This window comes from Mucilaginibacter myungsuensis, assembly GCF_015222005.1.
GTDB lineage: Bacteria > Bacteroidota > Bacteroidia > Sphingobacteriales > Sphingobacteriaceae > Mucilaginibacter > Mucilaginibacter myungsuensis.
On sequence record NZ_JADFFL010000002.1, the window covers coordinates 446,845 to 467,968 of the forward strand.

The 21,124-nt window shown below is 45.5% G+C and carries 20 protein-coding genes; 10 read left to right on the top strand and 10 right to left on the bottom strand.

Annotation, left to right across the window (positions count from 1 at the left end; translation table 11 throughout):
* Window positions 1-36: 36 nt before the first annotated feature.
* On the top strand, window positions 37-1,557 hold the full coding sequence (gene gltX / locus IRJ16_RS05800) for a glutamate--tRNA ligase (protein ID WP_194110580.1): 1,521 nt from the start codon (window positions 37-39) through the stop codon (window positions 1,555-1,557).
* A gap of 159 nt (window positions 1,558-1,716) precedes the next feature.
* Here the strand turns inward: gltX and ytxJ are convergent, their stop codons facing one another.
* From ytxJ to IRJ16_RS05815, 3 genes are all read right to left on the bottom strand, one after another.
* Window positions 1,717-2,046: a bacillithiol system redox-active protein YtxJ gene (gene ytxJ, locus IRJ16_RS05805; RefSeq protein WP_194110581.1), complete on the bottom strand. Its 330-nt coding sequence runs from the start codon at window positions 2,044-2,046 to the stop codon at window positions 1,717-1,719.
* Between the two features lie 224 nt (window positions 2,047-2,270).
* Window positions 2,271-2,768, bottom strand: coding sequence for a 6,7-dimethyl-8-ribityllumazine synthase (gene ribH / locus IRJ16_RS05810; protein ID WP_194110582.1), 498 nt, complete (start codon window positions 2,766-2,768; stop codon window positions 2,271-2,273).
* Window positions 2,769-3,030: 262 nt separating this feature from the next.
* Window positions 3,031-3,708, bottom strand: coding sequence for a tetratricopeptide repeat protein (locus tag IRJ16_RS05815; RefSeq protein ID WP_194110583.1), 678 nt, complete (start codon window positions 3,706-3,708; stop codon window positions 3,031-3,033).
* 114 nt (window positions 3,709-3,822) lie between these two features.
* On the opposite strand from IRJ16_RS05815, the gene recF reads away from it, so the two are divergent.
* Window positions 3,823-4,923, top strand: a complete 1,101-nt coding sequence (recF, locus tag IRJ16_RS05820) for a DNA replication/repair protein RecF (protein ID WP_194110584.1) — start codon at window positions 3,823-3,825, stop codon at window positions 4,921-4,923.
* On the top strand, window positions 4,916-5,206 hold the full coding sequence (locus IRJ16_RS05825) for a DUF721 domain-containing protein (protein ID WP_194110585.1): 291 nt from the start codon (window positions 4,916-4,918) through the stop codon (window positions 5,204-5,206). The genes recF and IRJ16_RS05825 overlap by 8 nt, the downstream gene beginning before the upstream one ends.
* Here IRJ16_RS05825 and IRJ16_RS05830 read toward each other — a convergent pair.
* Both IRJ16_RS05830 and IRJ16_RS05835 read right to left on the bottom strand, forming a co-directional pair.
* Window positions 5,193-5,420, bottom strand: coding sequence for a hypothetical protein (locus IRJ16_RS05830; protein WP_194110586.1), 228 nt, complete (start codon window positions 5,418-5,420; stop codon window positions 5,193-5,195). The genes IRJ16_RS05825 and IRJ16_RS05830 overlap by 14 nt on opposite strands.
* Before the next feature lie 172 nt (window positions 5,421-5,592).
* The gene (locus IRJ16_RS05835) at window positions 5,593-6,012 is read right to left on the bottom strand and encodes a nucleoside-diphosphate kinase (protein ID WP_194110587.1); all 420 of its coding nucleotides are present in this window, start codon (window positions 6,010-6,012) and stop codon (window positions 5,593-5,595) included.
* A 114-nt stretch (window positions 6,013-6,126) separates the two neighbouring features.
* Between IRJ16_RS05835 and IRJ16_RS05840 the strand changes: the two genes are divergently transcribed.
* The 3 genes from IRJ16_RS05840 to IRJ16_RS05850 are packed head-to-tail and all read left to right on the top strand — an operon-like array spanning window position 6,127 to window position 9,197.
* Entirely contained in the window at window positions 6,127-7,137 is a 1,011-nt protein-coding gene (locus tag IRJ16_RS05840; RefSeq protein WP_194110588.1) for a DHH family phosphoesterase, read from the top strand.
* An 8-nt stretch (window positions 7,138-7,145) separates the two neighbouring features.
* Window positions 7,146-8,108: an FKBP-type peptidyl-prolyl cis-trans isomerase gene (locus tag IRJ16_RS05845; RefSeq protein ID WP_194110589.1), complete on the top strand. Its 963-nt coding sequence runs from the start codon at window positions 7,146-7,148 to the stop codon at window positions 8,106-8,108.
* Between the two features lie 57 nt (window positions 8,109-8,165).
* Window positions 8,166-9,197: an FKBP-type peptidyl-prolyl cis-trans isomerase gene (locus tag IRJ16_RS05850; RefSeq protein WP_194110590.1), complete on the top strand. Its 1,032-nt coding sequence runs from the start codon at window positions 8,166-8,168 to the stop codon at window positions 9,195-9,197.
* A gap of 182 nt (window positions 9,198-9,379) precedes the next feature.
* Here the strand turns inward: IRJ16_RS05850 and IRJ16_RS05855 are convergent, their stop codons facing one another.
* Window positions 9,380-10,144, bottom strand: coding sequence for a response regulator transcription factor (locus IRJ16_RS05855; protein ID WP_194110591.1), 765 nt, complete (start codon window positions 10,142-10,144; stop codon window positions 9,380-9,382).
* Between the two features lie 108 nt (window positions 10,145-10,252).
* On the opposite strand from IRJ16_RS05855, the gene IRJ16_RS05860 reads away from it, so the two are divergent.
* The gene (locus IRJ16_RS05860; protein WP_194110592.1) at window positions 10,253-10,900 is read left to right on the top strand and encodes a DUF1349 domain-containing protein; all 648 of its coding nucleotides are present in this window, start codon (window positions 10,253-10,255) and stop codon (window positions 10,898-10,900) included.
* 104 nt (window positions 10,901-11,004) lie between these two features.
* On the opposite strand, the gene IRJ16_RS05865 is transcribed toward IRJ16_RS05860, so the two are convergent.
* A complete protein-coding gene (locus tag IRJ16_RS05865; RefSeq protein WP_228079894.1) occupies window positions 11,005-12,603 on the bottom strand; it encodes a GxGYxYP domain-containing protein in 1,599 nt (532 codons plus the stop codon).
* A gap of 160 nt (window positions 12,604-12,763) precedes the next feature.
* Entirely contained in the window at window positions 12,764-13,204 is a 441-nt protein-coding gene (locus IRJ16_RS05870; RefSeq protein ID WP_194110593.1) for a hypothetical protein, read from the bottom strand.
* Between the two features lie 835 nt (window positions 13,205-14,039).
* On the opposite strand from IRJ16_RS05870, the gene IRJ16_RS05875 reads away from it, so the two are divergent.
* Together IRJ16_RS05875 and IRJ16_RS05880 are read left to right on the top strand one after the other, a co-directional pair.
* The gene (locus tag IRJ16_RS05875) at window positions 14,040-14,255 is read left to right on the top strand and encodes a hypothetical protein (protein ID WP_194110594.1); all 216 of its coding nucleotides are present in this window, start codon (window positions 14,040-14,042) and stop codon (window positions 14,253-14,255) included.
* A gap of 844 nt (window positions 14,256-15,099) precedes the next feature.
* Window positions 15,100-15,552 (top strand): pyridoxamine 5'-phosphate oxidase family protein, encoded by a 453-nt coding sequence (locus IRJ16_RS05880; protein ID WP_194110595.1) that lies wholly within the window; start codon window positions 15,100-15,102, stop codon window positions 15,550-15,552.
* Window positions 15,553-15,635: 83 nt separating this feature from the next.
* Here the strand turns inward: IRJ16_RS05880 and IRJ16_RS05885 are convergent, their stop codons facing one another.
* Both IRJ16_RS05885 and IRJ16_RS05890 read right to left on the bottom strand, forming a co-directional pair.
* Window positions 15,636-16,529: a universal stress protein gene (locus IRJ16_RS05885; protein WP_194110596.1), complete on the bottom strand. Its 894-nt coding sequence runs from the start codon at window positions 16,527-16,529 to the stop codon at window positions 15,636-15,638.
* Window positions 16,530-16,549: 20 nt separating this feature from the next.
* Window positions 16,550-17,872, bottom strand: coding sequence for a L,D-transpeptidase scaffold domain-containing protein (locus IRJ16_RS05890; protein ID WP_194110597.1), 1,323 nt, complete (start codon window positions 17,870-17,872; stop codon window positions 16,550-16,552).
* Window positions 17,873-18,116: 244 nt separating this feature from the next.
* Between IRJ16_RS05890 and IRJ16_RS05895 the strand changes: the two genes are divergently transcribed.
* Window positions 18,117-21,050: a PAS domain S-box protein gene (locus tag IRJ16_RS05895; RefSeq protein WP_194110598.1), complete on the top strand. Its 2,934-nt coding sequence runs from the start codon at window positions 18,117-18,119 to the stop codon at window positions 21,048-21,050.
* Window positions 21,051-21,124: the final 74 nt, after the last annotated feature.

Consider the following 21,124-nt stretch of genomic DNA (forward strand, 5'->3'; position numbering starts at 1 on the left):
CCGTCTTTCGGACTTAAGACTTATCTTTGCCACATCATGACAGACAAAAAAGTGAGGGTGCGTTTTGCGCCAAGTCCTACCGGTGGTTTGCACCTGGGCGGCGTACGTACCGTTCTATTCAATTACTTATTTGCTAAGAAAAATAACGGCGACTTTGTTTTGCGTATCGAAGATACCGACCAGACCCGCTACGTTGAGGGAGCCGAGCAATACATTATGGATTGCCTGGCCTGGTGCGGCTTAACGCCCGACGAAGGCCCTTTGGTGGGCGGCAAATATGCCCCTTACCGCCAAAGCGAGCGCAAACCCATCTACCGCGAATATGCCGAAAAGCTGGTGATGGATGGCCACGCCTACTACGCTTTTGATACTGCTGAGGAATTGGATAAATGCCGCAAGGAAATACCGAACTTTCAATACGGGCAAGCATACCGCCATACTTTACGCAACTCGTTAAGCTTGTCTCAGCACGAGGTTGACGCTTTGTTAGATGCGGGCGCGCCACACGTTATCCGCATAAAAATGCCGACCGACGAAAACATCAGTTTTACCGATATGATCCGTGGGCACGTGTCTTTTGATACCAATTTGGTTGATGATAAAGTACTGCTCAAAGCGGATGGTATGCCAACCTATCACTTAGCGGTGGTGGTTGACGACAGGCTAATGAACATCACACATGCCTTCCGTGGCGAGGAGTGGTTGCCAAGCGCGCCTGTTCATCTGCTGCTTTGGAAATACTTAGGCTGGGAAGCCGATATGCCGCAATGGGCACATTTACCACTGATCCTAAAGCCTGACGGCCACGGCAAACTAAGCAAGCGCGACGGCGCACGCCTGGGTTTCCCGGTATTTGCGATGAACTGGTTCGACGCTAAGACGGATGAGTTGACCCCGGGTTTCCGCGAGATAGGCTTTTTGCCTGAAGCTTTTGTGAACCTGTTGGCCGTGCTGGGTTGGAACGACGGTACCGACCAGGAGTTATTTAGCATGGACGAACTGGTAGAAAAGTTCTCTATCGACCGTGTAAGCAAAGCCGGTGCTAAGTTCGATTTCGAGAAAGCCAAATGGTTCAATGCCGAGTGGATCAAGAAGTCGGAAGCCGTAAGTCTGAAGTCTAACGTAGCGGAAGTGCTGGCCGATAAAGGCATCGTTGTTGAAGACGAGCAATACCTGTTAACGGTTATCGACCTGATCAAAGACCGGGTTACCTTACTGCCCGATTTTTATACCCAATCGATTTACTTTTTCGAGTCGCCAAAAGAGTATGATCTGGCCGCCGTTAAACCAAAATGGACCGATGCCAAAACAACTTTCTTTAAAGCCTGGGCCGATAAGATCAGCGCGATGGAGACCTATGAGGCTACCGGCTTAGAAGCCGACTTTAAAGCCTTTATGGAAGAGCAAGGATTTAAAATGGGCGATGTGATGCTGCCCTTCCGCATTATGCTGGTGGGTGGCAAATTTGGCCCGCATGTTTTTGATATTGCTGCTCTGTTGGGTAAGGATGAGACGGTGAGCAGGATAGAGAAGGCGTTAGGGGCGTTTACTGCTTAAAACATACCAATATAATTAAACGAACGTCATTGCTGTAAAAGCAATGACGTTCTTGTTTTGTAGAGACACGATATATCGTGTCTTAAGCTATGCAGGTCAAGAATGCTGATAACTTTGCAAACGGAAGACGCGAGGTATCGCGTCTCTGCAAAATATCTCCTACTCCACCATCAACAACGTATCATCTACAGATATCTCGCCGTGCGATTGATCCAGGATACACTCACCATCCTTTATCAGCAACAACTGCGGCGACTCGTGATGTACGCTAAAATCTTGGGATATTTTATTGGATATGTCGCGGTATTTGATCAGATCTAAAAAATACAGCGGTATCTCGGTAGGGATCTTATCCCAATCCAGTTCAAAACGGCGTTTAGCCATCATGCTGATAGAGCAGCGGGTGCTGTGCTTAAAAATAAGGCTGTAGCCGGGTTGCTGCTTAATGTCAGTCAATTGCCCGGGCGTATCTAAAGACGTCCAGTTCATAAAAAAAATATTGCTAACAAAAATACAGCTGAATAGCCGTATTAGTTTCAGGAGAGGGTAAAATTAGCGCCTGTGCGCTATCAATATGACAATTAGCGGCGTTTGCTGTTACCGTAAGCAGGGCAAAGTTTATCGCTGCAAGATGATAGCGCGGTGCCCAGGGCAAAAACCACTAATGCTAAGTAAACTAATTTTCTCATGTCTGTATTAACGTAAGATCGCTACTAAAAGTTTAACTGTTTGGCCAAGTCGGCCATTTTTATCGCGGTAATGGCAGCTTCGTCGCCTTTGTTGCCGTGTTTACCGCCTGCCCTATCCTCGGCCTGTTGCTGGTTATCGGTGGTCAGTACGCCAAATATAACAGGTTTACTGTATTTTATAGCAACATTGCTTACACCATTTGCAACAGCATCGCAAATAAAATCAAAGTGGCGGGTCTCGCCCTGTATCACACAACCTAATGTAATAACCCCATCTAACTTAGGGATGTTTTTCAACAACAGGTCCGCGCCCGATGTCAACTCAAAACTACCCGGCACGGCGTAAGTAAAAATATCGTCTTCGGCTACCCCATGGGTAAGCAAGCTTTGATAAGCACCCTGGTAAAGGGCGTTAGTAATACCCGCGTTCCACTCGGCCACTACGATGCCAAATTTAAAGCCGGCGCCTGATGGTACGGTGGTATTAGAAAAGTCGGATAGATTTTTTAATTGAGTTGCCATGATCGTAAATGCGAAAGTCGAAATGGGTCTTACATCGTCTAATAGTAAGTCGAAGTGCGAAATGCCAATTGCGAAATTAATGAAGCGAAGTTAGCATAGTCCGCCGACTTTCTAAATATTAAAATGTCATAAAAGCAAAATGCCGGTCACGATCATTTCGCAATCGGCATTCCGCACTTCGCATTCCTTAAAACAAAATGTCATAAAACAAAAAATGCCAATTACGATCATTTCGCAATTGGCATTCCGCATTTCGCAATATTTACAATTTAGCTTCAGCGCGGGCAATGTAACCATCAATGGTTTGTGCCTCGGTGCTTGCAGGGTATTCGTCTTTAATTTGTTTGTAAGCTTCGGCAGCGCCTTTAAAGTCGTTCTTAGCCTCATTAACTATACCCAATTTTTTCAAGTAGAACGGGGTTAAGAATTTGTTTTTAGCCTTGTCAGCCGCTTTCTGGAAATATGATGCAGCCTGATCGTTGTCTTTCAACTCCACATAAGCATCACCAATGCCACCTAAAGCTTGTGCAGATACCATCGCGTCATCGCCATGGAAACCGTTAAAGCTATCGATCGCTTTTTTGAACTCACCTTTGTTAAGGTAAGCTACACCCAGATAGTATGATGCCAGGTTAGCTGCTTTGGTATTGCTATACTCGCTTACGATCTTCTCGAAACCAGGGTAGCTGCCATCGCCTTTTATAGCTTTGTCCCAATCTTTATTAGCCCAAGCATCCTGCGCTACGTGCATCTGATCAACCGCTTTTTGCTCGCGCGGACCGATGTAAACTTTTTGGTATATAAAATAGATAGCTACGATAGCCAGTATCGCGGCGGCTATAAATAATAGGCTCTTTTGGTTATCCCTTACAAAACTTCCTGTGCTCGCTTTGCCCTTATCGCTGGCTTGTGCCGGTGTAGTGGCCTGTGTGTTTGACATTTCTATTTCTAAATTAAGTTTGCAAAAATACGTTTTTCAAGTTTTTTACCAAACTTAATTTTTAGCTTTATATGACAGGCTAAACAAAGCGTATCGCTACCTTTACAGCCTGCTATGTACCTGCAACAACTATCGGTCATTAATTTTAAGAACTACACCGAAGCCGAACTGAGTTTCAGCGAAGGTGTCAACCTGTTTGCAGGCAACAATGGCGCCGGCAAGACCAATATTTTGGATGCCGTGCATTACCTGTCGCTTTGCAAAAGCTATTTTAACCCGATAGATACCCAGCAGATCAAACAAGGTACCGACTTTTTTATGGTGAGCGGCGCTTTTAATAAAGACGACCGCAGCGACACTGTGGCTTGTGCCGTTAAGCGCAACCAAAAAAAACAGTTCAAATGCAATAAAAAAGAGTACGACCGATTGGCCGACCATATTGGCAAGTACCCACTGGTGATGATATCACCCTACGATATCAGTATCATTATAGAAGGCAGCGAGGAGCGGCGTAAGTTTATCGATAATGTAATATCGCAGACCGATAACCGATACCTTGACGAACTGATCAACTATAATAAAGTACTCGCAGGCCGCAATGCCATGCTTAAACGCATTGCCGAGACCAATCGCTACGATCCGGCGCTGATGGAGGTGATGGACGAACAGCTGATCGCATCGGGCAAGCGTATCTTCGAAAAGCGAAAGGCTTTTATGGAGACCTTTACACAGATATTCAACACGCATTATCAATTTATAAGTGAGGGTGCGGAGGCTGTAGAATTAGTTTACGATTCGCAATTGCTGACCACACCATTTGAGCAATTGCTCGGCAAGTCACTGGAGAAGGACCGTGTGTTGGAGCGTACCACTACGGGCATTCATAAAGATGATCTGCTGTTCACAATCCATGGTATGGCCATGAAAAAATTTGGTTCGCAAGGTCAGCAAAAGTCGTTTTTGATCGCCCTAAAACTGGCCCAATACAGCTTCCTGCAAAACAAGACTGGCTTTAAGCCTTTGTTATTGTTAGATGATATTTTTGACAAACTGGATGACCTGCGCATTACCAAACTGATGCAAATGGTATCGGACCATAATTTTGGGCAGGTATTTATTACCGATACCAGCGCCGACAGGGCTACGGCAGTGTTCGATAAGATCGACGTCGGGATAAAATTATTTAACGTAAGCGGAGGACAGATAGATGCGTAAGACCAACGACAAGACGATAAAAGAAGCTATTGAGCAGATGTTGCAGGTCTACAAGATCAAACGTAAATACGAGGAGACCGGTGTTGCCGCTTATTGGAGCGAGTTGGTGGGTAAGTCGGTCGCTAACCGCACCAAGGAGTTATTTATTAAGGACAAAAAGCTATTCTTGAGGATAGAGTCATCTGTGATCAAGAACGAACTGGTCATGATGCGCGAACAGATCATCCGTAAGATAAATGAACGGGCCGGTGCCTGGATAGTAGAGGATATTATTTTTCTTTAGGCGGCGTCCCGCGGCCATCGTTACCGCGCACCAAGTGCAGCGAACTATAACGGCGGTACATATCATCCCTGATAATAGAATACATCAAAATAAATAATCCGGGCATCAGGAACGCGAACTGCACCTCGGGGTGGGCGCGAAAAATATTGAGGCACCCAACAGCCAACCCCACCAGGGTGACCGAAAAAATAAGGTATCTAATTAATACTTTCATAGCGCTTTAATGCAATTCAAAAACCAGGCCATTTGGCAACAGCCTTGGGTAGCATGGTAAAGTTAGCCGTATTTGTTGTAAAAAACAATATCAAAAATAAGAACGCCCGGCCATTACGGATAATTTATCCATAGGCCGGGCATTGCCATAATATTATTCCTTACGGGTTTTATTAGAACCTCTCGTAAGCGCTGAAGAAGAAGCTGCCTTCAATGTCGGCATTCTCGTCAGAATCTGATCCGTGCACCGCGTTCGCGTCGATAGACTTAGCGAACAACTGGCGGATAGTACCAGCCTCAGCTTTGCTTGGGTCGGTAGCGCCGATCAGCTTGCGGAAATCAGCCACCGCGTTATCTTTCTCAAGGATAGCAGCCACGATAGGGCCTGATGACATAAATTTAACCAGGTCGGCGTAAAAAGGACGCTCTTTGTGTACCTCGTAAAATTTGCCGGCCAACTCCGGGGTAAGGTAAGTGTATTTAAAAGCTACCGGTTTAAAGCCGCTTTTAAAGATCTGATCCAAGATCGCGCCGATGTGGCCATTAGCTACCGCGTCAGGCTTGATCATGGTAAAAGTTCTGTCTGTTCTCATTGTATTTTATTTGCCGCAAAAATAGCTTTTTTGGCGCTAATAATAAAGCGGTTCGTTTAAAATACATAGCTTGTATTTGATGTAATTTATTAGCTTTGCAACTCTTTTGCAAAAATGTTAGATATAGCCGGGATAAAGGAATTATTAGCGCAGACCCAAACGATCGTCATCACCACCCATCATAAACCTGATGGTGATGCCTTGGGTTCGTCATTAGGGCTATATCATTATTTGGTGCAGCAGGGCCACCACGTTACCGTGGTATCGCCTACAGATTACCCCGATTTTATAGCTTGGATGCCCGGCAACGGCGATGTAGTGATCTACACCGAAAAGCCCGAACTGAGCGCACAATTGGTTGCCGAAGCATCTTTAATATTTTGTCTGGACTTTAATACGCTGAGCCGCATTAACGAATTGGGCGAACTTGTACGCGCCGCCAAAGCCGTAAAAGTGATGATAGACCATCACCTGGAGCCCGAGGATTTTGATGATTACCGTTACTGGAACATCAATGCCTGCGCTACGGCCCAATTGGTTTACGAGTGGATCACCAAAGAACTTGACGGTAAACAATACATTAATGCCGACGTGGCCAGTTGCCTTTACACAGGCATCATGACCGATTCGGGATCGTTCCGTTATCCGGGCACAACATCAGATGTGCACCGTGTGGTGGCCGATCTGATAGATGCCGGCGCGGTGAACTGGCGCATACACGAGTTGGTTTACAGCAACTCATCCGAAGAGCGTTTGCGCTTTTTAGGCCATTGCCTAAGCCAAAAACTGGAGGTGATCCCCGAGTTGAATACGGCCATTATTACCGTAAGCAAACAAGAAATAGAACAATATCACGTTAATACCGGCGATACCGAAGGCATTGTTAACTTTGCTTTATCGATAGCGGGCATCCGTTTGGCGGCCTTTATTGTAGAGCGTGGCGACAAGGTTAAACTTTCTTTACGATCTAAGGGCGAATTTCCGGCTAATGAGATATGTAAAAAGTATTTTAGCGGTGGCGGTCACCGCAACGCAGCCGGTGGCTCGTCTGACCTGCCGCTTGATGAAGTAACCATACAATTTAAAACTATATTACCAGAGTACAGAACTTTATTAATTCAGTAAAAACAAAAATGAAAAGAAACTTAATTCTGTTAGCTATTGCAGCAATTGGCCTGAGCAGCTGTGGCGGTGGCTTTAAACAAGGCCCGGGTGGCATGTTATATAACATTCACGAGGATAAGTCTGGTCCGGTAGCTAAAGACGGCGACTTTGTAGCCATCAACCTGATCGCTACTACCGAAGGCGACTCATCGCTGAACAACACTTACGATCATGGTATGCCTATCGCTACCATCCTGCAAAAACCACAATACAAAGGCGACATTGTAGCAGGTTTGAACATGCTGAGCGAAGGCGACAGCGCTACTTTTAAGATCAACATCGACTCTACCTCGCAAAAAGGCGCTCAAAAGCCACCTTTTAAAGGTAAATACATCATCTTTAAAGTTAAGTTAGAGAAAGTGATCGCTAAGGGTAACCTTACAGATCAGGTTTTCCAGGATCGTTGCAAAGCTTACTACGATGGTTTGATCACTAAAGTAAAAGCATCTGAGCCTGCTAAGATCGAAAAATACATAGCCGACAACAAAATTACCGCTACTAAAACAGCTTCGGGCTTAAGGTATTTTGTTACCAAAGCATCGCAAGGCGCTATGCCGGTAGCAGGTGATACTGTATTGGTTAACTACACCGGCCGTATAATGGGCCAGAAAGATCACTTCGAAACTACTGTTAAGGAAGTGGCTATGACCGTTAAAAAATCATTTAATCCTAACAACCCTTACAAACCGGTTCCTTTCGCTATCGGCGTTAAACGTGTGATCCCGGGTTGGGACGAGGGTGTATTGTTAATGCACAAAGGCGAAAAAACCACCTTCATCATCCCGTCGGCATTAGCTTACGGCGAGCAAGGTATGATGCCTGTTATCCCGCCGTTCAGCACCCTGGTGTTCGATCTGGAACTGGTTGATATCATTAAACCAAACCCTAATGCTAAACCAGCAGCTCCGTCATTAGAGCCGCCGGTTAGATAGTATCAGTAAAAACTTATCGGCCCCCTGTACCACACAGGGGGCTTTTTAATTTAAGATATGAAGAAGTTTATTTTTTTAGCCCTGGCCGTGGCGGCATTTGCCGGTAAAGCCCGCGCTCAAAGCGAATTTACCCGCACACCACAAGGTGCGCAATACCGCATTGTATCGCCTAAAACAGGCGACAGGATAAAGTTGGAAGACGTGATCAGCTTTAATATGATCCAGAAGACCGAAAAGGATTCGGTATTGTTCAGTACTTATACCCAAGGCCGGCCTATTCAGATCCAGGTAAAACCAAGCCAGAATATTGGCGACCTGATGTACGTATTCCCATTGCTGACCGTTAAGGACAGCGTGATCGTGCGTGTACCTGCCGATTCGGTTTTTAAAGGTCACGAAGAAGCCCGTCCACCATTTTTACCAAGCGGCAGCCTGCTGATATTTGTGATGAAGATGGAACGTGTACAATCTATGAACGAGGCTATCGCCGAACGTAATGCTGCTTTAGCCGCTCAAAAATCGGCCATGGATAGAATGAAGACCGACGAGCTGGCTAACCTGGATAAATATGTTGCCGACCACAAGCTGAACGTGAAAACTACCGCTTCGGGTTTACGCTACGAGATAACCCAAACTACCACTAAGCCTAAAATTACCCGTGGCGATACCTTGCTGGTTAACTATGCCGGCCGTACCACTAACGATAAGTTATTTGACAGCAGCGTAGAAAGCATTGCTAAAGAAGGCGGATTGGTACAACCGGGCCGTAACTACGAGCCTATCAAATTCCCGGTGGGTGAGGGCAACGTGATCAAAGGTTGGGACGAAGGCCTGCAACTACTGAGCGAAGGTGCTAAGGCTATTTTTGTGATCCCGTCAAACTTAGGTTACGGTGAGCAAGGTGGCGGTGCTGCCATCCCTCCATACAGCACCCTTGTGTTCGATGTAGAGGTAGTAAAGGTGATCAAAGGCAAAGCTAAAACCGCGGCTAAAAAACCGGCCGCAGGTACTCCGGCTGCTAAACCTGCAACAACCCCGGCTAAAAAGCCTGCTACTGCTCCGGCCAAAAAACCGGTTGTAAAGAAATAAGCTGACCCTTTCAAGGATAACAGAAGGCTGCATCTAAAAGTGCGGCCTTTTTGCTTGTATGTAGGTGTATATAGCGTGGGTGTATACACCACCTACACTTTTAATTAATTGAACAGCAATTAATTAAAAATTCAGATGTCGTGCAACGATGTTGATATGATCGTCGTATTGGCCGATGTTAGCTATGCCAAAATACCCATCGCTTCTGCTATCCGGCAGGCCTCTAAGGCGTTATCGGCATTTAATTTTTCAAATATGTTTTGCCGGTGCCTGTTAATGGTGTTAATGCTGAGTGATAAGCGCGCGGCTATCTCCTTGCTTTTATAACCATGTTTGATCAGCTGCAAAACCTGCTTTTCACGTACCGACAGTATATCTGCCGCAATATCTTCATCGGCGGCAATGGTTGTCCCGGTCAGCTTATTAATGATCACCCCATCGGGGATGCTGAAGCCCGAATGGTCGGGCATGGCGCTGTATAAACAAAGGGCCAGCCAGGCGCTGCCATCGGGCAGGCTGCTGATGTACAATAAACGGTGTTTAAATACCATGTAAGTACCCACCTTATTGCGTACCCTAAGCTTTGTGATCACTTCGTGGTCGCCCCGGGCAGCCGTGTCCAGCGTGGTCAGATATTGAAAGAATTGCAGCTCGAGTTTAAATTTGCGTTGCAGGTCATCAGGGTGGATACGGCTAAAAAGCTGATCCTCCCATATCGAATCTATCTCGGCCTCCTGCTGTCTCATCCCCAGCTGATCAGCTACTGCACCGTAATAAACAAAACTACGCCGGGTCTTCATGTCGCTCAATACGCTGATGCAATTATCCAGTCGTGCATATAGTTCGGCTAATGCACGGGCTTCGTCCAGGCCAAGCTCGTGTTCAATGCTTGCTCCAAAGGGTTGCGATAGCAGCTTTCGGTCTAATAGTTCGCGCAGATTCTTCATGTCGGCATGAGTGGTTAATTATAACCATTGTGTATGGTGCAACAGTAGATATTTTTGCGGATATAAAAAAGCGGATAATGATCCTGTTATCCGCTAAGATCCAACACAATGAAAAACATACTTGCGGCGCTAAGCCTATTCTTTATTGTACAGACCTGCGGGGCACAGACCCTCGAGAAAATGCAATGGTTCAACGAGCCTGCCGGCTGGGAGGTGAAAAACAAAAGCCTGATCATGCAGGTAACGCCTAAAAGCGATTACTGGCGCATATCCCACTATGGTTTTACCGTTGATGACGCTCCCTTTTATTACACTACCTACGGCGGCGAATTTGAAGCCAAAGTAAAATTAACAGGCGCCTATAAAGCCCGCTTTGACCAAATGGGGTTGATGCTGCGCACCGACCATAAAAACTACATTAAAACAGGCGTAGAGTTTGTTGACGGCAAGTTTAACGTAAGCACCGTAGTTACGCACGAAAAAAGCGACTGGAGCGTGACCACCTTAGACAAGGTGCCGCCATTTATCTGGATAAAGATCGTACGCAGGCTTGACGCTGTAGAGATATTTTACTCGCTGGATGATAAGACCTATATCATGACCCGCAACTCGCCCTTACAGGATAATACGCCCGTTATGGTGGGCCTAATGGCAGCATCACCGGACGGCGAAGGTTTTGAAGCAAAGTTCGAGAACTTTTCGGTGAAACATTTGGCGGATCAGCGGAGGACGGAGTGGTTAAAGAATCATCAATAAGGGTCAGTCATCTCTCCATAAAGGCACCAAAGGACTTACGTTAGGGTCCTTTGGCGTCTTTACGTTTGCAGGAAATATATCAGTTGAATAGGATGATGCTAAGTTTATTTAGGATCAACGGTAATGCCATTCTTCTCACGGATCAACTGAAAAAGATGATCCGGACGGACTACCATATAGTCTCCGTTCAACGAATTGGCCACATTTTTAAAACTGGTCGGCGTTACGCCTTTCCAGGGCTGCGCCTGGATGATCACAAAGCGCGGCGAGTTCTTATCCCATCCGGCAGATGCCCGGTCAATGTGGTCTTTCATGGCTTGCTCGTTGGTGCAATAGTTACAGCCAAGCGCCATACCGGGTAGCTTGCCATCATATATCGTAAGTCCGCCTCCGGTATTTTGGGCCGTTACGCCCAATAAGGTTTTAGACTGACCGGCGTAGATCTTCCCGACGTTCTTGTTGATTCCGCCGGTAATGGTATTCCAGATGGTGATCACTCGCAGGCCGGCACGAGTGTTATAGTCCTCTGTCTTGGCGACGAATTGCTTAAGCAAATTTTCATCAGACCAGGTATTGGGATAGGTATAGCCATAGCCGGATGGCCCCGATATCAGGTTATCATTATCGGTAGCCGTTCTGTAGTAAAAGTTGAGCGCGCCGGGCATGGCATCCAGCATGGCGGGAGATACCGTCCAACCCATGGGTACAGCGCCGCGATCCGGGTTATCCCACAGTTTACGCATCAGGTGTTCTAAAAACTGCAGGTTATCGCCATCGCTTAAAATAAAGGCTACATAGATCTTGTTCTGCAACGCTGGTTTTGGGGGCATTGGTTTAATATTGATCTTGCGGGACATACCGCTATGCACGGTCAGGTTAAAGCACCAATCGCTGGCAATGGTAGCAATGCCGTATTTTGAGGCCCGTTCTATCCCGGGCGCTTCTTCCGGCCACCAGCCCATAAAACTCGCACCGGGCGACATAGCCGACAGGAATTTATCCAGCATCTCACTTTCTCCCGCTACTTTAGGATCCAGCCACACGGTCGCTGCGCCCAGGGCAACTGCGTATTCGCGCAGGGCGGCTTTGTGCGTGTTAGGGTTCAGCCCCATCAGCAAACGATGATCAAGCTTAGGCCAGTAAGTATCATACATTTCCTGATAAACCTCCAGCTTGCTGCTGAATTTTCTTTGCAGGTCGGCCAATACCGGCAAATTATACGGAGCGGCCGTTAACTTAGCTAATAGGGACGGCGAGGCTATCAACGCGTTTTTGCTTTTAGCCATAACCGTAGCCAGGTTTACGGTATGTATCTGGGCGGTATCATAAACGATCAGTCCCGATATTTCCGACCGGTATTTAGTGATCAGGTCCCATTTATCAGCAGGTTCTGCCCATTGCAGGTCCAGCGACTTTAACCAGGTGTAAGGCCCCTCACCCGAAGCATTTCCCTCGTAAGAGAAAATGCGCGGTTTGGTTTTATTCACAATACCTTTAAGCGAAGCGAACAGGTATGATTCAGCCGAGGCGTTGCGCCCGTTCGGGCGAAGAATGATCAGATCCTGTACGGGAGCTGGTGAAGGGAAAGACGGTAGTAACTGTCCCTTAGGCCATTTGATCTGGCCTATAGATGGTGTAACATGTAGCAGGAATAAAATAAAGCATATCGCTTTGAACTTAAGTATTTTGGCTGACCACATCATCTGTAAAATATGGTATTAAGGTACAGCAATTTTGCGTGGCTTAAGGGTGTTCAAGTCCTTAAGCGTTATGATCATCAAAAATTTTACTTATGGGGGGGCCATATGGCGATCTGCTTTATTACTCAACCCTGAGCTGGTCTGCTGCTACCGTCGTTCTACATTAATTCTCTGAATTAAGCAGCCGGATGATCTTATCAATGTCCGGATTTTTAATTTTGACTTTCTTTAATTCATCAAAGTTCTCCAGAAATTCTTCTTTATAAGTTGGGTGTGTTTTGTCAAAAGGCACGTCCTTATATTTTAAATAAAATTTTTTCGCTTTTGAATAGTCACCTTGCAATAACAGCAAGAGCGGTAGGTTTGCCTGCGGGTACACAAAACCAGGTTCAAACTTTAAGCTTTGATCCAGGTAGTATTTTACGTTGCCGAATTTTTGAGTGATAATACTGTACCAGGCGAGGCTATTATAATGATGCGCCATTTGAGACCGGATGAGGCTATCCGGTGCTATCCTGTAGTAAGCTGAGTCGAGTGCGACCAATTTGAGGTAGTATGCCCTTATCTCTTCGTCAGACCTCAGGCTCGACGTTCCTTGTTTCAAGAGGGTTTCTCGTTGTTTTTTTATTAGTTCAGGATCTGTTTTAATAGACGAAGAACTAACCGGTCGGTTGGCTTCTGGTCGCAGGTTATTGTGACCTTTATTTTGCCCAAAGGCGATCGAACAAGACAATAGCAACAAACAGGTTAATGAATGTAATTTAAAATGACGCATTGGTTTATAACACATAAAAGCACATATAGTATAAAACGGCTGACTGCACAGTAGAAAATCACGCAATACCTTTCCTTTATGTGTCTAAACAAAATAGCCGGTCCCATGTAAGAAACCGGCTTTAGCAGCAATCAATAGGGGATTGTTATTTAGTGTTTGAGTATTATTCTGCTTCAGAACGATCAGAGTTGGCGTGATCTAACGCGATATCAAACAAAAGCTGCCCGAGAACCCGAACGGCTTTAATTCAATTTATTTTAGCTGTGTTAAGCTTTCGGCATCAGCACCGTGTTCACAACATGTATCACTCCATTGCTTTGGAACACATCACCGATCGTGATCTACGATCTGCCACCTTTTTCATCGACCAGATACAGTTTTTTGCCTTGCTGCATTACCCATATAGAACCAAACCAAAGCCCTGAAAAACGTATGCAGGCCAATAGGAGATCGACGTAAATAAGACTGGAATTCCAAGCCTGCACTGCGATATTCCACATCTTAACGCAGTCACCATTTTCCTGAGCCGCCCTAACGATCGTCACTTGTCCAAACAAGCCAACATCTATAAGATGCCAAGCGTTAGCCTTACTCTATTTCAGTCTACGCATACCATATTTATGGTATCATAGCAGTTTGTGATCGGTAATAGCTTTGCAACATTATGGATAAAGTACAACTAAATCACAACGGTGAGATACTTAAGGCAGTGTTCGTTACAGAAAACATCAACATTGCGAAGCTAGCAAAGATCCTTAACGTTAACAGAGGAACAATATATTTCTGGTTCACTAAACCGGATCTTCCAAAAGAGAAGCTGAACGAAATTGGGTACGTTATTAATTACGACTTTAAACCACTTTTTAAGCGAGCAGCATAGGGTGTTGAGATCGATCTAACGATCAATAGCAAAAAAGTCAGCATTTGTTGCTACTTGCCCGACAGCCAAATACAGTTTACATTAGAAGTAAACTGTATTTGGAGAAAAAGGATGCTTTACTCAAACGATTTCTGAGAATCCCCAAAAGCTCAATTTTATCGCTTCTGTGATGAAATTTTACCCTTTTGATGATGGGTAAACGCAATCGTAAAGCACTTTGAACAATTCAAAATAGATCCTTTTTTAAGTGTTCGGCTGTTCGGTAGGGTGACTTGATGATCAAGGCTTTCAAGACGAGCGTCATCTGAATTTTACCTATTGCGTTACACCCATAACAATAAAAAAGCCGGTTCCTTGTAAAAAACCGGCTTTTTTATTGTAGTCCATAGGGGAATAGGCTTGAACGTGGTTTTATAACGTTTCAGCGTCATTCATTTTTGTATAGATTCGATTCATCGTTATTGGCCGTCATTTAAATTTCACCTAACTGGCGCCCCCAAATTTGTTGAAACCTTTCAAAAAATTAATTACGCTCTTAGTCAGGAAGACAGGTAATAAAGCAGGCGAATATTGAAGCAAACAGAATATTCATCTACTCTATCAAACAATGCTAGTTCGGCATCAGGTTTTATAAGCCTGTATAGAAACGACATTTCTATTAGCAGATCTTTAACAACCGATCTTTTTGTCACTAAAGACCTCGCCGCACGCTATGCACTTAGTGCCCAGTTAAAATTACTTTTAAGTCATAGCTTAAAAGGTGATAGCGATCACTTTTTTAACCTCTCATTATCACACCGGCAACGGTAGGTTTGACGGAAATTTGGTCTATAAAACCGATCCTATGCTTGGACAACTTAACGACACACAAATTGAATTACTGCTTACCGCGCAAGTTACCGGACACCTGGCATGTCAGCAGGATGGCATACCCTACATTGTGCCCATTAATTATGTTTACCGTAAAGGTGCGATCTACGCACATTCAGGCCCGGGAAAAAAGATTGATATAATGCGACGCAACCCCGCGGTCTGTTTTGAGGTAGATGACATTACCAGCGTATTCAGGTGGAGATCCGTGATCGTGCAAGGCATTTTTGAAGAGTTGACCGATATTGCGGAAAAGGAGAATGCCATGCAGGCCATCATACACCGTATTATGCCCATGGCCGATTCGCCGGCGGCGCATCCATCACACGGCATCACCGAGAACGAATACGCGATCGGCACCGATATAGACCTGATCGTTTACAAGATCAACATTATTAGCAAGACAGGCAAATTTGAACAAGCCTGAAGAGTAGTATCTCGTCAATAAATTTTGAGGTATTATAGAGCAAGAAAAGCGTCTCCTAAAGAAGGACGCTTTTCTTACTTTTATCAGAAAGCCACCAGCGATGCCGAACGCACATCTTTAGGATAGACTAACAAGGGTATATTGATATGTTTAGCCAACTTTTTAGTGAAGCTGCCGCTGCCCAAAACCTCGTCTAAAAAAGAGTGGTGACCGTGGCTTATAGCAAGCATGTCTACCATGCTGTGCTCGTATATCCAATCCAGCCCGTGCGGCACATCTATCGCTTTTACATGGCGATAGTAAATGCGCCCATAATTTACTTTATCGCTTATTTGCGATAGAAAAGTATCTATAAACATACCACGCTCGCCGGTCTCGTATTTTTCATCACTGATATGGCAAAGTAAGATGTCAGCATTAAAATGTTTGGCGAAACTTGCCAGTGAGCAAATGGTCTGGATATCCTGGGACCTGAGGTCGGTAGCAAAAGCGATGCGGTGGATGCCATGGAAAAAAAAATGGGCCGGCACTACCAACAATGGGCCTTCGGTAGCATCGATCATTTTGGCGGTGGTGCTTCCAAATAAGAAACGCTCCACCACACCGGCGCCCGACATACCCATCACCACCAGGGGATGATCTGCATCGGCAGCAAGGGTACGTATCACATCGGTAGTGTCGCCAATGGCACTGGTACCGGTAACCTTAGGTTGATAGCGATGAACATCGGTATGTTTTTGATGATAGTCGGCAAGGTCAGCGGCCACGGTGGTCAATTCCTGATCTATACCTGTTTTAATATCATCATGGTTTTGCAAAGGCCAAACTACCGTATCGGCTATAAAAGCCTCGGTAGGGATGGTGAATGCATGGCATAATTTAACATCGGCTTTGATCATGCCGGCAATAAACATGGCATAAGTTGCAGCGTTGGCGGCCGGGGCCGAAAAGTCGGTTGGTACTACAATGGTTTTCATGGATCTATTAGGTTATGTTTTTAATGCACAGAGGATCTGTCGGCGCGTTGGTAAAACGCGGTTTGCAACGGTCGGTCTAACTGATACGGATCATCATAAACCACCAACTCACCATCTTTTAAAGCGCAGGTTATATAGGTTACAGATAGCGACACGGGCCTGGTCAACATAAAAAGCTGGTACTTTAGCTTAGTTAGGTTTTTGACCAATTGCTTTGCCGAACCTGGTTGGCCATCAACATTTAGCAGGGCTTGAGCAAGATCAGAGGCGCCATCTAAAGCCACACAAGGAGTACCGATAGCACGTTTAACGTGTTTAAATATCTGCTTATCTGGTGTGTCTTGTAAGTAAAAGTCATATTGATCAGCGGTCCTGAACAATACCGAACCATAACTATTGTCGCAACCCAGACGTTTTTCGGGCGCGATCACAATATGCGTAACGCGGGTTTGCACCTGAGGTGTCGGGGTGCCTTGTTTGCCAACGATCACCTTAAAGTACCTATCGCTATCTACGGTATGGTAAGTTAATTGATATGTGGGTATATTAACTTGTAAGTAGGCCTGCGTATCATCTATCGCGGCCCAGCGTAAACGTTCCATGTTTATAGCCACCCGCCGCACGTCGGCCTCGGGCACTTCGTAACAATCGCCGGTATATTGCCCTTTCCATTTGCTCATCCAGCCCTGCAGATCTGCATAAGCTTTAGACTTTGGTTGCACATTAAAAATGGCAGCATAAATATCAGGGCCTTTAAGCATATCGCGCAAAGCATCCTCAGCAACCAACGGGATACCCAAACCAACGTCCAATCGCTTAGACCCGTAGATGGGGTTAAGTTTACCATAATGCAGATCATTGATCAGGCTGATCATGGCATCGGTAAGCATCACATCAAATTTTGCTTTTGCGGCGTCGCTTACTTTAGCCGGGTTTTCCTGCAGATCCTGCAGTAAACTATATTTTAATTGATCCGGATGATAATCTGCATGGGATAATCCAAATTGCAAAACGCAATCCAATATCAACATCGCTTTCCAGGTGGGGCTTTCGCTCTTTAAGTTACCTGTCCAGACCGGCTTTAAATTATTTTGCCGGTAATACCTGCCTACCGCTTTGGGATATTTTAATTGCTTGTCGCTTATCGAACTTAATTGTTTGATCTGCAGATCAAACCCTCGGTCGGTTTGTACCTGCGCTACAGCAGGTATTGTCAGCAGACACAGGAGCGCGATATATAATTGTCTTGTCCTTACCATATCCATCGGTGTTACACCCAAAGTTGGATATAACCCATACGCTACGGGCTGACTGCTATCAGTTAAAAAACTGACATTCAGCATATTTTAGAAAGACCAACGTGAAGGCCCTATCGTCTATATCACGATCACCATAACAAGAGTTAAAGCGTGACCAGGCCGGACGTTACTTGCGCCGTACAATTTTAACCGTTGTGTAATTATTGATCATTAAATACTTATTAGGATTTATCAAAACCACACGCTATATTTATTTTTATCATCGCCCCTTTTCGAAGTGTCGAGTTTGAACTGCAATTATTGATACGGTGCGCGATATTTTTAGGGCATGACCGAACCTGAATTACACAAAAAGTTACTTTACGCGCTATCCGAGCGTTTGACAGATCAGGCGATCTGCCTTTTAGATAATAACGGAATTATCTCCGATTGGAATATCGGTGCCGAAAAATTTTACAAATTGAGTCCCGCCGATGCATTAGGAGCACCGGCATCCGCCTTATTTGTCGACCCTCCATTTGACGACGCCTTGACGCAAGTGCGTAAGCATGGTCAATACAATGGTCAATGGCAATTGAACATCCTAAGTCCCGGTCCTTTGTTTACAGCGGTATCCCTCGGTAACTTCGACATGGATGATCCATCTAAAGGCATTATCCTTCATGTCGTCGATAGCAAAACGGTTAACCGGCGGCCGGCAGGAGGCGATCCGGATGATCGTGAAGAAACTGCCGCTTATCAATATGCCCTTGATGAAGCAGCTATAGTGGCCATTACCGACCAGACCGGCCGCATTACCCATGTTAACGATTATTTTTGCCGGATATCGGGCTATAGCCGCGAGGAATTACTTGGGCAAGATCACAGGTTGGTCAATTCGGGGCACCATCCTAAAGCCTTTATCCGAAACCTGTGGCGAACCATAGCAGCAGGCAACATATGGCGCGGCGAGATCTGCAACCAAGCTAAAGATGGCTCTTACTATTGGGTCGCTACCACCATAGTGCCATTCCTTAACCGTTCCGGAAAACCATACCAATACATGGCTATCCGCTTTGACCTGACCGAAGCGAAAGCGACATCGGGAAGATTGAGTGACCTGCTCGAACGTATCAGTGATGGCTTTATCGCGCTTGACCGTGAATTGAGATACACCTATGTAAACCCACGCGTTTGCGAAATGGTGAACATGCGCCCCGAGGATATGTTGGGCAAATACATTTGGGACCTTTTCCCGAACGCGGTAGGCTCGGCGACCTATTTTGCCATTGAAAAAGCCCACGTGCAGCAAAAACCGATCGTTCACGAAGACCATTATTTGCCCAATGGGCTTTGGCAGGAAAACAGGATATATCCTACCGAGAATGGTCTATCAATATTCATCTCCGATATTACGGCCCGCAAATATGATGAATTGCGACAAGTGTTGCTGAACCAGATCAGTACAGCTTTTAATCAGCAGGAAACGATGGGCGCTTCGTTAAAGCAAACAATGGATCTGATAAGGTCTTTTTCAGGCGCAGCCCTTGCTGAATGTTGGCTTTCGCGTACCGGCGACAATGACCTTTATTTGATCGCCAACGCGGCTATTGATGAACGGACAGAACAAATATTTAATATCAATGCCAATGACCGCCTGTTCACTATCCAACAAGGCTTACAAGGAAATACATGGCGCAAAGGTGATGTGGTGTTTTGGAATAACCTATCGGCAACCCCCGATTTTGTGAGGCAAGAGAGCGCGAAGAAAGCAGGAATAACTTCGGCTATTGGGATACCTTTATTGAATGATAAACAAATACCAGGTGTGGTGTTACTTGGTCTGACAGGAGACCGGGCACCGATCTTAACGGACGTCTTTTTAAGACAGCTATCCGCCCACCTTGGTGCCGAGGTCCGTCGCAAGCAATTAAAGCGCGAATTACAGCATGTTTTTGAAAGCGTCCCTGACATTATTTGCATAATTGGTACGGATCGTAAATTCAAACGCATTAACCGCGCTATGTGCGACATTTTGGGATATCCAGAACAGGATCTGTTGCAAAAACGAATCGACGACTTGATCTATCCTGGTGATCTGGAGGAAAGTAAGCTAAGGATGCAAAGGTTTAAGAACGAAGGGTTAGAAGAGCTTTATTTCGAGAACAGATATTTAACCAAAAACCGCGAAGTAGTACACTTGGCCTGGACAGTGCGCAAGGCCGCGGAGAAAGGTATCCTGTTTTGTGTAGCTAAAGACATCACAGAAAAAAACAAGTTGGAAACGCTTTTAAAAAAAACCAACGAATTAGCCCGAATAGGTAGTTGGGAAATAGATATGGCCGGAGACACCGTATTTTGGTCGGCCATAGCGTCGGATATATTAGAAGCACGGGCCGACCACAAACCCCATCGTGACGATGCGAACCATTTTTATGGGCCTGAAGAATTAGAAATTGTGAATAGTGCAATGGCCCGCCTTATAGAACAAGGTGAATCATTCGACATTGAAGTATTATTAAACACGCTCAAAAATAACCGGATATGGGTGCGAGTGTTGGCCGAAGGCGAGTTTGAACATGGCAAGTGCACCCGAATATATGGTAGTATACAGGATATAAACGAAAGAAAACGGTCACAACTACAACTACTGGAGCAGGCCGAAGCATTAGCCGATTCGGGCAGGCGCTACAGTGAGCTCTTTCACATGAGTCCCTTACCGATGTTCGTTTTCGATGTGGAAACTTTGGCCTATCTAAATGTGAATGATGCTGCTGTTAGCCACTATGGCTATAGCAGAGCCGAGTTTTTGCAAATGACCATCCGTGATATACGCCCAAGATCAGAAATGCCCAAACTGGAGGCAGTTATCAAAGACCTGCACCGTGCAGAGTTTCAATTTAAGCCGGGAGTGTTTACTCATATAAAAAAGAATGGTGTGCAGGTCCAGGTAGAAGTTGTTAGCAGCGCCATTATCTATCAGGGCAGGTCCGCCCGCTTAGCCTTGGTTACTGATGTGACAGAACGAGTGCGCCACCTTGCTGAGATAGAAGAAAAAAATAAAAAATTACAGGATATTTCGTGGATGCAATCGCACGTGATACGCGCGCCATTATCTCGCATTATGGGCCTGATCAACCTGCTTCAGGATACTGATCCGGACAAGGAGTCTGTCTCCGAGATCATCGAATACATAAAACTTTCGGCAGGCGAGTTAGACCAGGTAATACATGATATCACGATGAACGCCGCAAACAATAACTCATCAACCCGCGATAGTTAGTGATCAGCATCAAACATTAAACTGACTACCATCAGATAGCGGGCAGCATCATGGCAATATCTTTGAGTAAACAC

What these genes read in the sequence shown, in the direction of transcription:
- gltX (WP_194110580.1), top strand. Translation starts at nt 37, where the DNA reads ATGACAGACAAAAAAGTGAGGGTGCGTTTTGCGCCAAGTCCTACCGGT.
- ytxJ (WP_194110581.1), bottom strand. Translation starts at nt 2,046, where the DNA reads ATGAACTGGACGTCTTTAGATACGCCCGGGCAATTGACTGACATTAAG.
- ribH (WP_194110582.1), bottom strand. Translation starts at nt 2,768, where the DNA reads ATGGCAACTCAATTAAAAAATCTATCCGACTTTTCTAATACCACCGTA.
- IRJ16_RS05815 (WP_194110583.1), bottom strand. Translation starts at nt 3,708, where the DNA reads ATGTCAAACACACAGGCCACTACACCGGCACAAGCCAGCGATAAGGGC.
- recF (WP_194110584.1), top strand. Translation starts at nt 3,823, where the DNA reads ATGTACCTGCAACAACTATCGGTCATTAATTTTAAGAACTACACCGAA.
- IRJ16_RS05825 (WP_194110585.1), top strand. Translation starts at nt 4,916, where the DNA reads ATGCGTAAGACCAACGACAAGACGATAAAAGAAGCTATTGAGCAGATG.
- IRJ16_RS05830 (WP_194110586.1), bottom strand. Translation starts at nt 5,420, where the DNA reads ATGAAAGTATTAATTAGATACCTTATTTTTTCGGTCACCCTGGTGGGG.
- IRJ16_RS05835 (WP_194110587.1), bottom strand. Translation starts at nt 6,012, where the DNA reads ATGAGAACAGACAGAACTTTTACCATGATCAAGCCTGACGCGGTAGCT.
- IRJ16_RS05840 (WP_194110588.1), top strand. Translation starts at nt 6,127, where the DNA reads ATGTTAGATATAGCCGGGATAAAGGAATTATTAGCGCAGACCCAAACG.
- IRJ16_RS05845 (WP_194110589.1), top strand. Translation starts at nt 7,146, where the DNA reads ATGAAAAGAAACTTAATTCTGTTAGCTATTGCAGCAATTGGCCTGAGC.
- IRJ16_RS05850 (WP_194110590.1), top strand. Translation starts at nt 8,166, where the DNA reads ATGAAGAAGTTTATTTTTTTAGCCCTGGCCGTGGCGGCATTTGCCGGT.
- IRJ16_RS05855 (WP_194110591.1), bottom strand. Translation starts at nt 10,144, where the DNA reads ATGAAGAATCTGCGCGAACTATTAGACCGAAAGCTGCTATCGCAACCC.
- IRJ16_RS05860 (WP_194110592.1), top strand. Translation starts at nt 10,253, where the DNA reads ATGAAAAACATACTTGCGGCGCTAAGCCTATTCTTTATTGTACAGACC.
- IRJ16_RS05865 (WP_228079894.1), bottom strand. Translation starts at nt 12,603, where the DNA reads ATGATGTGGTCAGCCAAAATACTTAAGTTCAAAGCGATATGCTTTATT.
- IRJ16_RS05875 (WP_194110594.1), top strand. Translation starts at nt 14,040, where the DNA reads ATGGATAAAGTACAACTAAATCACAACGGTGAGATACTTAAGGCAGTG.
- IRJ16_RS05880 (WP_194110595.1), top strand. Translation starts at nt 15,100, where the DNA reads ATGCTTGGACAACTTAACGACACACAAATTGAATTACTGCTTACCGCG.
- IRJ16_RS05885 (WP_194110596.1), bottom strand. Translation starts at nt 16,529, where the DNA reads ATGAAAACCATTGTAGTACCAACCGACTTTTCGGCCCCGGCCGCCAAC.
- IRJ16_RS05890 (WP_194110597.1), bottom strand. Translation starts at nt 17,872, where the DNA reads ATGCTGAATGTCAGTTTTTTAACTGATAGCAGTCAGCCCGTAGCGTAT.
- IRJ16_RS05895 (WP_194110598.1), top strand. Translation starts at nt 18,117, where the DNA reads ATGACCGAACCTGAATTACACAAAAAGTTACTTTACGCGCTATCCGAG.